Origin of the sequence: Alitiscatomonas aceti (genome assembly GCF_025567195.1) — a bacterium.
Taxonomy (GTDB): Bacteria; Bacillota; Clostridia; order Lachnospirales; family Lachnospiraceae; genus Alitiscatomonas; species Alitiscatomonas aceti.
This window is the reverse complement of the sequence record NZ_JAOQJF010000014.1, coordinates 66,017-78,359: the sequence shown is the minus strand read 5'-3', so window position 1 is coordinate 78,359 and position 12,343 is coordinate 66,017. Positions and strand designations below refer to the sequence as shown.

Here is a 12,343-nt window from a genome sequence, read left to right as displayed (position 1 = left end):
TAAAAGTTGTACCCTAAAATATCAAATCGGATTTTTGAAATTTTCTTCAAAAAACACTTGACTTTTTATTAGCAGGCTTTAAAGCGGGATTTTGCAGGTTTCACAGATTCTGCGGAAAAACTGCTTGTATATCGCCTTCATTGCGATTATAATTGTGAAGATACTGGAAACAGAAGGGGATGCGGCAGCATGAGCGTTCCGGTCTCTGGTCCGGAAAAGAAACGACCGCATCGAGAGGTGGCATATGAGAGTGATCGCAGGCAGCGCCAGACGGCTGCTTTTGAAGACTGTGGAGGGAATGGACACCCGGCCCACCACAGACCGTATAAAGGAAACCTTATTTAATATGATCCAGAACGACCTTTATGGCCGTTCCTTTCTGGATCTGTTTGCCGGAAGCGGGGCCATCGGCATCGAGGCTTTAAGCCGCGGGGCATCGGAGGCTGTATTCATCGACAATGGGATCCGCCAGGTATCCTGTATCCGGGACAATCTGAAGACCACAAAGCTGGAATCCGGGGCAAAGGTGTTAAACTGCGGCGTGCTGGAGGGACTTTCCCGTCTTGGCCGGGACCATGGTGCCTTTGATTTTATATTTATGGATCCGCCCTATGGCTGTGATCTGGAACGCCAGGTACTGGAGGCCTTACAGGATTCGCCTCTGGCTGACGGTGACACGGTCCTTATTGCGGAGGCTTCCCTGGATACAGATTTTTCCTGGGCAGAGTCCCTGGGCTATGAGATCAGCCGTACCAAGGAATATAAGACAAACAAACATGTATTTTTTAAAAAGAGGGAAAATTGAGATGAAAAAAGCCATTTATCCGGGAAGCTTTGACCCGGTGACTCTGGGACATCTGGATGTGATCCGCCGGGCGTCCCAGCTGTTCGACCACCTGGTGATCGCAGTTTTGCATAACAGTGCGAAAACTCCATTGTTTTCCGTGGAAGAACGTGTTAAGATGTTAGAAGAAGCGACAAAGGACATTCCCAACGTGGAGGTGAAGGCCTTCGGCGGCCTTACGGTGGAGTTTGCCAGGGAATGCGGGGCCAACGCCCTGGTCCGGGGGCTTCGTGCGATCACTGATTTTGAATACGAGCTGCAGATCGCCCAGCTGAACCGGGTGATCGCTCCGGATATCGATACCGTATTTCTGACCACCAATTTAAAATATGCGTATCTGAGCTCCAGCTCTGTCAAGGAGGTGGCGGCTTACGGCGGTGATATTTCCAATTTTGTGACAGCCAGGGTGGCAGAAGAGGTACATAAGAAATTTCAGAATAAGATCAGGGGAAAGGAATAAGGAAGCAATATGAGCAGAATCGAACAGTTAATCGGAGAAATTGAAGAATATATTGACAGCTGCAAGTTCCAGCCGCTGTCCACCACCAAGATCATCGTAAATAAGGAGGAGCTGGACGAGCTCCTGGTGGAGCTGCGTCTCAGGATCCCCGATGAGATCAAGCAGTACCAGAAGATCATCAGCAACCAGGAGGCGATCCTTTCCGACGCCCACACCCGGGCAGATGCCCTTCTGGCGGAAGCCACAGCCCAGACCAATGAGCTGGTCAACGAGCATGAGATCATGCAGAAGGCGTACGCCCATGCCAATGAGGTGATCGAGCAGGCCCAGGCCCAGGCCCAGGCCATCATCGACAGCGCCGTCAACGACGCCAACAATATCCGACAGGGCTCCATCCAGTATACGGACGATATGTTAAAGAGCCTTCAGAATATCATCAATCATTCCATGGAAGGAGCCCAGGGCCGGTTTGACGCCTTTATGAGCTCCATGAGGTCCAGCTACGACATCGTTTCCTCCAACCGGAAGGAGCTGTCCGGCGGGATCATCACAGAAAAAGAAGAGGAGCCGTCTGCACCGGAGGCCTAGACTTCCGGAAGGATCAGCCCAGTACGCCCAGGAGCCGGAAGATGACGGCGGCCAGGGCGCTGTGAAGAAGCTTCCAGAGAATATATTGCCGGATGGATAATCCGGCAATTTTTTTATCTTCTGTACGGCCCCCTCGATCCTTTGGGCTGCTGCCGCCATCGTCTGTACGTCTCTTTTTTTCCTCTGGCCATCCGGAGGCAGTCACGGCCCGGGTCTGGAAAATGCCGCATATGCCGCCGAAAGCCAGGATGGCAGCGGCGGCGGTTCCGGAGTCCGGGAAGGGAAGGGAGGCGGACACTTCCCGGACTCCGGTGGTCATCTCCATGGCGCCCATAAGGAAGATCCGGAGAGAGGCGGGGAGCCACAATGCGCGGCGTAAAAATACGATCACGATGGAAAACAGCATCAGGTAGCCGCCGATGCGGCAGAGGATCTCTGCTGCGGCCAGGATCGCCGTATCCAGGGGCGGAGCTGTCTGGATCTGTTGCCGGGAGCCGCTGGACGCAGGAGCAGGCAGGACAGGAAAATAGATCCTCTTTGCCAGGGCAGCCAGAGGAAGGAGCGGCAGATAAATGGAAAGAAGAAGGCGGGAGGGATGCATTCCGGCCTCAAAAAGCGGGCAGACAAAGCCCAGCAGGAACATGGGGCTTGGATGATTGCATATGGTCATGAGGAAGCGGCCCTCCTGGACGGAAAGCTTCCCCTCCCGGACAAAATCCCCGCAGGTCTTTGCCCCCATGGGGCAGCCGCAGAGGAGACCGGAAATGAGGGTGTAGCAGCCGTTTTCTGAAAGTGGAAGCCAGGGACCTAAGAAAGCCCGGACGGGCTTCATCAGCAGAGAGACGCCGCCGGAGGATACGATGAGGCTGGAGAGCACCATAAAGGGGAACAGGGACGGGACCACAGACGTATACCATAAAAGAAGGCCGTACCTGGCCCCCTCGGCCGCAAAGCGGGGATAAAGCAGAAGAAACACCATGAGTATGGCAAGACCGACGGATTTTTTCATAAGCACCCGAATACCTTTTGTTGATACAGCTTATGAAAAGGGGCTTCCCCATATGAAACTTCTGGTCCTGGCGCTGCTCATTCTGTATGATTCTATGCTGATCTTTCAGCTGGAGCATGTAAAGGCTCTGGATACCATGGCTCCCTATGTCTGGGAAAGCGGGGACTTCCGGGCCATGCGCCTGGGAAGGGACGCGGCGGGACGGCCCTTCCTGGATTATGAGGAGCTTGCCATGGCTATGCTCACGGAAAATTTTGATCTGACGGGAAAGAAGCTCTCCGGGGAGCCTCTTTTTTTCCCGGTCCGGCGTCAGAAGGAATTTGAGCGGCTTTCCGACGCGTACCGCATGGTGTTTGCAGATCTTTCCTGCTTTCCCGTCCCGGAAAGTGCCGGAGGGGACATCAGGGATGTGGTCTATGAAAACGGCTGGATGGAGGAACGGTCCTTTGACGGACCCAGGACCCATGAGGGGTGCGATCTCATGGCTGGGGCTCCGGAGGCGGGGCTCTATCCGGTGGTGTCCATGACGGACGGAGTGGTGGAGCAGGCCGGATGGCTGAAAAAGGGCGGCTGGCGCATCGGGATCCGGGCTCCGGCTGGCGCATATCTGTACTACGCCCACCTGGACTCCTATGGAAAGACCCTGGACGGCCGGGAGTGGAGGCCGGGGGACACAGTCCATGCCGGAGAGCTTCTGGGCTATATGGGGGATTCCGGCTACGGAGAGCCTGGGACCACCGGCCAGTTCCCAGTCCACCTCCACCTGGGGATCTATATCCGGACGGAGCATCATGACGAGCTTTCTGTGAATCCATACTGGATCTTAAGATACCTGGAGAAGTATCGTACCCGGGCTTCCTACTGACCTGGCAGGAGGAAACGGTTGTACTTTTCCCTGGATTTTGATATAGTATGGAATAAGGCATTGGGGGCGGAAAATATCCGTCCTCTGATATCCTGGATATGAGCATGGAACAGGGGGAAGCGCATGGATAAGGAGCTGCGTCTGGATAAATTCCTGGCCGACATGGGAAAGGGCACCCGGAGCGCCCTTAAGGAGGCCGTAAGAAAGGGCCGGGTCCGGGTCAATGGAGAAATCATAAAAAAAGCGGATATAAAGGTAAGGATCCCTGGGGATACGGTGACCTTAGACGGCGAGGAGGTCGCCTACGCTGTTATGGAGTATTATATGCTCAACAAGCCCCAGGGCGTGGTCTCCGCCACAGAGGATAAAAAATATCCCACGGTCCTGGATCTGATCGCGGATAAAAAAAGGAAGGACCTGTTTCCGGTGGGACGGCTGGACCTGGATACAGAGGGCCTTCTCCTCATCACCAATGACGGAGATCTGGCCCACCGGCTCCTGTCGCCCAAAAAGCATGTGGACAAGGTATATTATGCCCGCTGCCGCGGAACGGTGAGAGAAGGGGCCGCGGAGGAGTTTGCCAGGGGGATCCATCTTCCCGACGGGCTTTTATGCCTTCCGGCAGAGCTGACGGTCCTGTCCTACGACCGCGTACAGGACGAGTCCGAGATCCGCCTGCGGATCCGGGAAGGGAAATTCCATCAGGTAAAGCGGATGATGGAGGCCGTCGGCTGCCCGGTGCTTTTTTTAAAGCGCCTGTCCATGGGGCCGCTGGTCCTGGATGAGGATTTAAAGCCAGGGGAATACCGTCCCCTTACGGATACAGAACGGGAGTGGTTGGAACAGCTATGATAAAAGATTTTCTGAAAAATAAAAAAGCCGTCCTTTTTGATCTGGACGGGACCCTGGTGGATTCCATGTGGATGTGGCCCCAGATCGACGTGGAATTCCTGGGCCGCTTTGGCTATGACTGCCCCGGGGATCTGGAGCGGGCTGTGGAGGGCATGAGCTTTTCAGAGACGGCCGCTTATTTTAAGGAGCGGTTTTCCCTTCCCATGACCCTGGAGGAGATCAAGGAGTGCTGGAGCCAGATGGCCATGGACAAATACCGGACCCAGGTCCCATTAAAGCCCGGCGCCCTGGAGTTCCTCCGTTACTGTAAGGACCAGGGGATCGCCACAGGCATCGCCACCAGCAATGGACGGCCCATTGTGGACGCAGTCATCGAGGCTCTGCAGATCGGAGAGTATTTCCAGGAGGTGGCCACCGCCTGCGAGGTGGAAAAGGGAAAGCCGGAGCCGGATATTTATCTGGAGGTGGCGAGACGCCTCCAGGTGGCTCCGGAGGACTGTCTGGTCTTTGAGGATGTTCCGGCGGGGATCCTGGCGGGAAAACGGGCCGGGATGACGGTGTTAGCCGTGGAGGATGATTTTTCCCGGGAGCTTTCCGGGGAAAAGAAGGCCCTGGCCGACGGATACATTTGTGATTATTCGGAATTATTATAAAGGAGAAACAATGATGCACGATTTTCTTCCGATGTCCAGGGAGGATATGGAAAAACGGGGCTGGGACCAGTGCGATTTCGTTTACGTATGCGGCGACGCCTATGTGGATCACCCGTCCTTCGGCCACGCCATCATAAGCCGGCTCCTGGAAGCCCATGGCTACCGGGTGGGGATCATTTCCCAGCCGAACTGGAAAAATAAGGACAGCATAACAGTCCTGGGAGAGCCAAGGCTGGGCTTCCTGGTGACGGCCGGAAACATGGATTCCATGGTGAACCACTATTCTGTGTCCAAAAGAAGAAGGGAAAAGGATTCCTATACGCCCGGCGGCGTCATGGGAAAACGGCCCGATTACGCCACGGTGGTCTACTGCAATCTGATCCGGTCAGTCTATAAAAAGGCTCCCATTATCATCGGAGGGATCGAGGCCAGCCTGCGCCGCCTGGCCCACTACGATTACTGGTCCGGAAAGGTGAAGCATTCCATCCTGGTGGATTCCCAGGCGGATCTTATTTCCTACGGTATGGGGGAACGGTCCATCGTGGAGATCGCAGACGCCCTGGCTTCGGGGATCGATATTAAGGATATTACCTTTATCGACGGCACCGTCTATAAGACCGACCGGCGGGAGGCCGTTTATGATGCAGTCTGGCTGCCGTCCTACGACCAGGTGAAGGAAAATAAGCGCACCTATGTGGAGAGCTTTTTTACCCAGTACCAGAACACCGATGCGTTTTCTGGAAAACGTCTCTGCGAGCCGTATACGGACCATCTCTATGTGGTCCAGAATCCTCCGGCAAAGCCCCTTTCCACTCTGGAAATGGACGACGTGTACGCCCTTCCCTATATGCGGGCGCCCCATCCGTCCTATGAGGCCCTGGGAGGCGTTCCGGCCATCAGTGAGGTGAAGTTCAGCCTCATCAGTAACCGGGGCTGCTTTGGCGGCTGCAGCTTCTGCGCCCTGACCTTCCACCAGGGGCGGATCGTCCAGGTCAGGAGCCATGAATCCATTCTGGAGGAGGCAAGGCTTTTGACGGAGGAGCCGGATTTCAAGGGCTATATCCACGATGTGGGAGGCCCCACGGCCAATTTCCGGTTCCCGGCCTGCGAAAAGCAGATGACAAAGGGAGCCTGCCCCGGAAAGCAGTGCCTGTTCCCGAAGCCCTGTAAAAATCTGGTGGCAGACCATGGAGACTACATCGCGCTTCTTAGAAAGCTGAGAGCCCTTCCCAAGGTAAAAAAGGTGTTCATCCGCTCCGGCATCCGCTTCGATTACGTCCTGGCGGATAAAAAGAAGGATTTCTTAAGAGAACTCTGCATGTACCACGTCAGCGGCCAGCTGAAGGTGGCTCCGGAGCACGTGGCGGACCCGGTCCTTAAGCGCATGGGAAAGCCGGAAAATGCTGTATACAGGCAGTTTGCCAAAGAATATGCGGCCATGAATGAAAAGCTGGGGCTTAAGCAGTATCTGGTGCCCTATCTCATGTCCTCCCATCCTGGCTCCACCTTAAAGGAAGCGGTGGAGCTGGCAGAGCACCTCAGGGATCTGGGCTATATGCCGGAGCAGGTCCAGGATTTCTATCCCACGCCGTCTACCATCTCCACCTGTATGTATTACACAGGCCTGGATCCCAGGACCATGGAGGAGGTGTACGTTCCGGTGAATCCCCACGAAAAGGCCATGCAGAGGGCGCTGATCCAGTACCGGAACCCGAAAAATTACGAGCTGGTCCGGGAGGCCCTCATAAAGGCCGGGAGAGAAGATCTGATCGGCTATGACAGAAGGTGCCTCATACGGCCCCGGGGAGGAGAACGGACGTCTCCGGACAGCAGGGATGACAGGGAGCGACGGGCCTCCGGTGAAGGAAGAAAGGCCGGAGGACGAAATGCCGCCGGAGAACGAAGAATCGCCGGAGAGGGCGGAGGAAAACGGATGGAGGGAACGGGCAGCCGGGCTTCCGGGAAAAAGAAAACCATCCGCAATATCCATAAATCTGGAAAAGGAAAGAAGGGAGAGCGATGAAGATCGCCATTGTCACGGGGGCTTCCTCTGGAATGGGGAGGGAAATGGTGTTCCGTCTGGCAGACCGGTACGGAGGCTTCCAGGAGATCTGGGTCATTGGTAGAAGAAAGGAGCGGCTGGACACACTGGACGGGAAGGTCCCGGTGAAGCTACGGAAGTTTCCCCTGGATCTGACAAAAAAGGAGGACCTGGAGGTCCTGGCCGCAGCCCTGGCTGAAAAAAAGCCGGAGGTGAAATTTCTGGTAAATGCCGCGGGCTTTGGGATCACAGGGCCTGTGGGAAGCTTCCCAGAGGAAGAAGCCGCCTCCATGGTGCGGTTAAACTGCGAGGGCCTGACGGCTGTGACGGAGCTGGTCCTTCCTTATATTTCGGACAACAGCCGGATCCTCCAGTTTGCTTCGGCCGCGGCCTTTATGCCCCAGCCGGGATTCGCCGTCTATGCGGCCACCAAGGCTTATGTCTTAAGTTACAGCCGGGCGCTGGGAGAGGAGCTGAGGCGGAGAAGGATCTTTGTCACCGCCGTGTGCCCCGGCCCTGTGGATACGGAGTTTTTTGGGAAGGCCTTAAACGGAAAGCCCATGGATCCCTTTAAGCGGCTGTTCATGGCCAGGACGAACTATGTGGTGGACCGGGCGTTTTCCGACTGCCTGAAGGGAAAACCGGTGTCCGTGCCGGGACTTTCCATGAAGGCGTTTTATGTGCTGTGCCGCATCTGCCCCCACAGCCTTTTAATGAAATTTCTCACATGGAAATAAGAGGAGATGGATACGTTGGATAAAAAAATAAAAAAAGGAATGTACGGATACCGGGACGCCCATAAAAAAAGGCAGATCCTTCTGGTCTCTCTGTTTCTCTTAGTGATCGCGGCCCTTCTGGTCTCCCGGTATTTCATTACCTGGAAATCCTTAAAAAACCTGGTGACCATCAGTGCCATTTTAACGGTGCTTCCCATGGCGAACCTGGCGTCGCCCCTGGTGGCCTCCTGGAAGATCCGGACTGCTCCCAGAGAGCTTTATGACGCCTGCCGCCCTTACGAGGAAAAGTTCCCTGTGCTGTATGATCTGATCATCACCTCCCGGGATTTTATCATGCCGGTGGACGTGGCTGTGATCCATCCCACCGGTGTATACCTTTACTGCCCGAAGAAGGGCATTGACACCAAGGCGGCGGAAAAGTTTTTAAACGAGATGCTGACCGGATGGAAGTTAGACGGAAACGCCAGGATCATGACGGAAAAGAAAAATTTCCTCACCCGGCTTTCTACCTTAAAAAATGTCACTGAGGATGAGGACGACGGAAGCGCGCCTCATGTGGAAAAGCTTTTAAAGAGCCTTTCCATGTAAGAGAAAGGATACCATGCAGGAGATCACCATTGGAACCAACGAGGCCGGACAGCGGCTGGATAAATTCCTGGCCAAGTATATGAAGCTGGCCCCCAAAAGCTTTTTTTATAAGATGATGCGCAAGAAGAATATCACCTTAAACGGAAAAAAGTGCGAGGGCGGGGAAATGCTGGCAGAGGGCGATACGGTAAAGCTGTTTCTGGCAGACGAGACTATTGAAAAATTTTCGGAAATAAAGGTACAGAAGATACAGAAGGAAAAGAAGGTACAGCTTTCCATCCTCTATGAGGACGAGGATATCCTTCTGATCAACAAGTCCGCAGGCATGCTGTCCCAGAAGGCCAAGGACACAGATCTTTCCCTGGTGGAATATCTGACTGACTATCTGATGGAGAACGGCAGTGTTACAGAAGGATCCCTGCGGAGCTTTAAGCCCTCGGTGTGCAACCGGCTGGACCGGAATACCAGCGGAATCGTGGCAGCGGGGAAATCCCTGGCGGGCTCACAGATGCTTTCGGAGGTGTTCAGGGACCGGACGGTCCACAAATATTACAAGTGCATCGTTTACGGACCGGTCCGGGAGGCCAGGACCGTTGACGGCTGGCTTTTAAAGGATCCGCGTACCAACCAGGTGAAGATCCTTTCCAGGGCCGACCCGGAAGGGGAGGCAAAGCGGATCGTGACCCGGTATGAGCCTCTGGCCGTTACGGAACGGCTCACGCTCCTTAAGGTGACCCTGCTTACGGGACGCTCCCACCAGATCCGGGCCCATTTATCATCCATGGGCCATCCGATCCTGGGAGATGGGAAGTACGGAGGCGGAGGCACCCTGGAGCTGGAGCGGAAATACCGGCTGAAGGGCCAGCTCCTCCACTCGTACCGGCTGGAGTTCCCAGCCCTTACGGGACGGTTTGCCCACCTTTCCGGGAAGGCATTTGAAGCGCCGCTTCCGGAAGCGTTCCTGCGGGCCGCAGAGGGCGAGGGGCTTCTCTTAAACGGGAATCCGAGAGGAGCGCGGTGATATGGGAACCTGGAAGACCAGAGGATTAAGGGGATCCACCCTGGAGGAGCTCATCAACCGTACCAACGAGAGCTACCGGGAAAAGGGACTGGCGCTGATCCAGAAGATCCCCACGCCCATCACGCCCATCGAGATCGATAAGGCCAGCCGCCATATCACACTGGCCTATTTCGATATGAAGAGCACTGTGGATTACATTGGCGCTGTCCAGGGGATCCCGGTGTGCTTCGATGCAAAGGAATGTGCGGTCCGTACCTTTCCTCTGCAGAACATCCACCCCCACCAGATCGCTTTCATGCGGGAATTTGAAAAGCAGGGGGGAGTGGCTTTTATCATCCTTTCCTTTACATCCCAGGGCGAGATCTATTATGTCCCATTCGACGTGATCGCCGGGTTCTGGAAACGGATGGAGGACGGGGGAAGAAAAAGCTTTACGTATGAGGAAGCGGCAGCAAAGGCCTGGAAGATCCGCAGCTGCCGGGATATGCTGGTCCATTACCTGGAGGAGCTCCAGCTGGATCTGGACCGGAAGGAAGCGCTGGAACAGGGCAAGACCCCATAAAACAAAGGAGGAGTTACAGTTTATGGATTTTATTATCTCTCTTGTGGTCATTCTGATCTTTGTGGCTGCGTCCCTGAAAAAAAGCGGGCAGCTGGACGAGGTCATGAAGGGTATGAAGAAAAAAAAGCAGAACGAGGCGGACAACGTGGTCTATGAACAGACCGAGGATATGCCGAAAAAGAAAAAGGCAAAGGCAAAAAAAGGAGGGGGCGTTCCCAGGAATCTCGGAAAAGGAGTGGGGATCGCTGCGGCTGTGCTGGTGGCGGCCGTTCTGGCCTTCGACAGCTACTACACTCTTTCAGAGGAAGAGATGGCTGTGGTCACCACCTTCGGAAAGCCGTCGGTCCAGGAGGCGTCGGGCCTTCACTTTAAGGTGCCGCTGATCCAGCAGGTGACAAAGATCTCCAAGGCCATCACCGGCATGCAGATCGGCTATACCACGGATCCGGAACGGGCCGAGGGGGCTTCCATGGAAAATCCGGTCTCCATTGAAAAGGAAAGCCTTATGATCACCAATGACTTTAACCTGATCAATGTGGACTTCTACGTGGAGTACATGGTCACGGACCCTATTCAGGCAGTCCGTCATAGAAACGTATATGAAAGCATCATTAAAAACCTGGCCCAGAGCTATATCCGTGACACGGTGGGCCTTTATAACGTGGATGACGTGATCACCACAGGAAAGACCCAGATCCAGGAGCGGGTCAAGGAGCAGCTTACCAACCGTCTGGTGGAAGAAAACATCGGATACGGCATTTATAACGTGTCCATCCAGGACTCCGGAATGCCCAGGGAGGACGTATCCAATGCATTTAAAGCCGTGGAGGATGCCAAGCAGGGAATGGAGACGGCCATTAATACGGCGAAAAAATACCAGTCGGAAAACATCCCCAAGGCCAATGCAGAGGCCGATAAGCTCTTACAGGAGGCGGAGGCCTATAAGCAGCAGAGGATCAACGAGGCCAACGGACAGGTGGCACGTTTTGAGGATACATACGCTGAGTATGTAAAGTATCCTCTGATCACCAAAAAACGTATGTTCTACGAGACCATGGAGGAGCTCCTGCCGGATCTGAAGGTGATCATCGACAATGGCAGCGGCACCCAGACCATGCTGCCTCTGGAGCCCTTTGCCAATGTGACGGAAGGGACATCCGGAAACCAGACCCCGCAGGCCGCAGCGCCGGCCGGCCAGTAAGAGGAGGAGAAGCATATGAAAAAAACAGGAAGAAAGATCGCATTATTCATCATCCTCATCGCCGGCCTGATCACACTGGGCTCCAGTATGGTCAGCACCTATAACGACGAGTATAAGCTGGTGCTCCAGTTCGGAAAGGTGGTGCGGGTCATCGACACGCCAGGCCTGAGCTTTAAGGTCCCCTTTATCCAGACCACCCAGTCCATCCCCAATTATGAGATGGTTTACGACCTGGTTCCCAGTGAAGTGAACACCAGGGATAAAAAGGTGATGCTCACCGATTCCTTTGCCTTATGGAGCGTGACGGATCCCCTGGAGTATCTGTCCCGTCTGGGAGCCAGTAAGGCCAATGCGGAAAGCCGCATTTCCGTGGTGGTCTACAATGCCGTGAAAAATGTTATCTCCTCCACGGACCAGGCGGACGTGATCTCCGGCCGTGACGGGAAGTTAGCGGAGCTTATTACGGAACGGATCGGAAATTCCCTGGACAGCTATGGGATCACTGTGAAAAAGGTAGAGACCAAGATGTTAGACCTGCCGGATTCCAATAAGGAGGCCGTTTACCAGCGTATGATCTCAGAGCGTCAGAACATCGCCGCCGGTTATACGGCAGACGGCCAGTACCAGTCCAACGTCATTAAGAACACCACCGATAAGGATGTGTCCATCATCATCTCCGAGGCAGAGGCCAAGGCGGAGAAGATCCGGGCCGAAGGCGAGGCTGAGTACATGCGGATCCTCTCCAATGCCTACAACGATGAGAGCAAGGCGGATTATTACAATTACATCCGCAGCCTGGACGCCTTAAAGGCCAGCCTGAAGGGCTCCAACAAGACGGTGATCTTAAATGAAAATTCTGAACTGGCCCGGATCCTCCAGGGGAACTGATGGACAATTCTGGAAAAATCTGCTATACTTTAAA

14 protein-coding genes are annotated in these 12,343 nt (G+C 54.6%); 13 read left to right on the top strand and 1 reads right to left on the bottom strand.

The genetic code is table 11. The annotated features are described in order from the left end of the window. Nucleotides 1-244 precede the first annotated feature (244 nt). The 3 genes from rsmD to OCV69_RS08765 are packed head-to-tail and all read left to right on the top strand — an operon-like array spanning nt 245 to nt 1,892. Nucleotides 245-805 carry a 16S rRNA (guanine(966)-N(2))-methyltransferase RsmD gene (gene rsmD, locus OCV69_RS08775; RefSeq protein ID WP_158358653.1) on the top strand — a complete coding sequence of 187 codons (561 nt, stop codon included), beginning with the start codon at nt 245-247 and terminating at the stop codon, nt 803-805. Between the two features lies 1 nt (nt 806). Further along, entirely contained in the window at nt 807-1,304 is a 498-nt protein-coding gene (coaD, locus tag OCV69_RS08770) for a pantetheine-phosphate adenylyltransferase (RefSeq protein ID WP_158358654.1), read from the top strand. A gap of 9 nt (nt 1,305-1,313) precedes the next feature. Continuing rightward, on the top strand, nt 1,314-1,892 hold the full coding sequence (locus OCV69_RS08765; RefSeq protein ID WP_022274552.1) for a hypothetical protein: 579 nt from the start codon (nt 1,314-1,316) through the stop codon (nt 1,890-1,892). Nucleotides 1,893-1,905: 13 nt separating this feature from the next. Here the strand turns inward: OCV69_RS08765 and OCV69_RS08760 are convergent, their stop codons facing one another. After that, the gene (locus OCV69_RS08760; protein ID WP_158358655.1) at nt 1,906-2,907 is read right to left on the bottom strand and encodes a nucleoside recognition protein; all 1,002 of its coding nucleotides are present in this window, start codon (nt 2,905-2,907) and stop codon (nt 1,906-1,908) included. 46 nt (nt 2,908-2,953) lie between these two features. Here OCV69_RS08760 and OCV69_RS08755 point away from each other — a divergent pair, with 46 nt between their 5' ends. The 10 genes from OCV69_RS08755 to hflC all read left to right on the top strand — a co-directional run bounded on the left by OCV69_RS08755 (nt 2,954) and on the right by hflC (nt 12,309). Next, complete coding sequence (locus OCV69_RS08755) at nt 2,954-3,766, top strand: M23 family metallopeptidase (RefSeq protein ID WP_158358656.1); 813 nt, start codon at nt 2,954-2,956, stop codon at nt 3,764-3,766. A gap of 123 nt (nt 3,767-3,889) precedes the next feature. Continuing rightward, on the top strand, nt 3,890-4,618 hold the full coding sequence (locus OCV69_RS08750; protein ID WP_158358657.1) for a pseudouridine synthase: 729 nt from the start codon (nt 3,890-3,892) through the stop codon (nt 4,616-4,618). Then, entirely contained in the window at nt 4,615-5,271 is a 657-nt protein-coding gene (locus OCV69_RS08745) for an HAD family hydrolase (protein WP_022274548.1), read from the top strand. Before OCV69_RS08750 ends, OCV69_RS08745 begins: the two co-directional genes overlap by 4 nt. A 10-nt stretch (nt 5,272-5,281) precedes the next feature. Continuing rightward, entirely contained in the window at nt 5,282-7,294 is a 2,013-nt protein-coding gene (locus OCV69_RS08740) for a YgiQ family radical SAM protein (protein WP_158358658.1), read from the top strand. Then, nucleotides 7,291-8,049, top strand: coding sequence for an SDR family NAD(P)-dependent oxidoreductase (locus tag OCV69_RS08735; RefSeq protein ID WP_158358659.1), 759 nt, complete (start codon nt 7,291-7,293; stop codon nt 8,047-8,049). Before OCV69_RS08740 ends, OCV69_RS08735 begins: the two co-directional genes overlap by 4 nt. Nucleotides 8,050-8,064: 15 nt before the next feature. Beyond that, the gene (locus tag OCV69_RS08730; protein ID WP_158358660.1) at nt 8,065-8,637 is read left to right on the top strand and encodes an O-linked GlcNAc transferase-like protein; all 573 of its coding nucleotides are present in this window, start codon (nt 8,065-8,067) and stop codon (nt 8,635-8,637) included. Nucleotides 8,638-8,650: 13 nt separating this feature from the next. Next, nucleotides 8,651-9,658 carry an RluA family pseudouridine synthase gene (locus OCV69_RS08725; RefSeq protein ID WP_158358661.1) on the top strand — a complete coding sequence of 336 codons (1,008 nt, stop codon included), beginning with the start codon at nt 8,651-8,653 and terminating at the stop codon, nt 9,656-9,658. Between the two features lies 1 nt (nt 9,659). Next, entirely contained in the window at nt 9,660-10,220 is a 561-nt protein-coding gene (locus OCV69_RS08720; RefSeq protein WP_022274543.1) for a Holliday junction resolvase RecU, read from the top strand. A 22-nt stretch (nt 10,221-10,242) separates the two neighbouring features. Then, nucleotides 10,243-11,421 (top strand): FtsH protease activity modulator HflK, encoded by a 1,179-nt coding sequence (hflK, locus tag OCV69_RS08715; RefSeq protein WP_331485679.1) that lies wholly within the window; start codon nt 10,243-10,245, stop codon nt 11,419-11,421. A gap of 15 nt (nt 11,422-11,436) precedes the next feature. Continuing rightward, nucleotides 11,437-12,309 carry a protease modulator HflC gene (gene hflC, locus OCV69_RS08710; protein WP_022274541.1) on the top strand — a complete coding sequence of 291 codons (873 nt, stop codon included), beginning with the start codon at nt 11,437-11,439 and terminating at the stop codon, nt 12,307-12,309. Nucleotides 12,310-12,343: the final 34 nt, after the last annotated feature.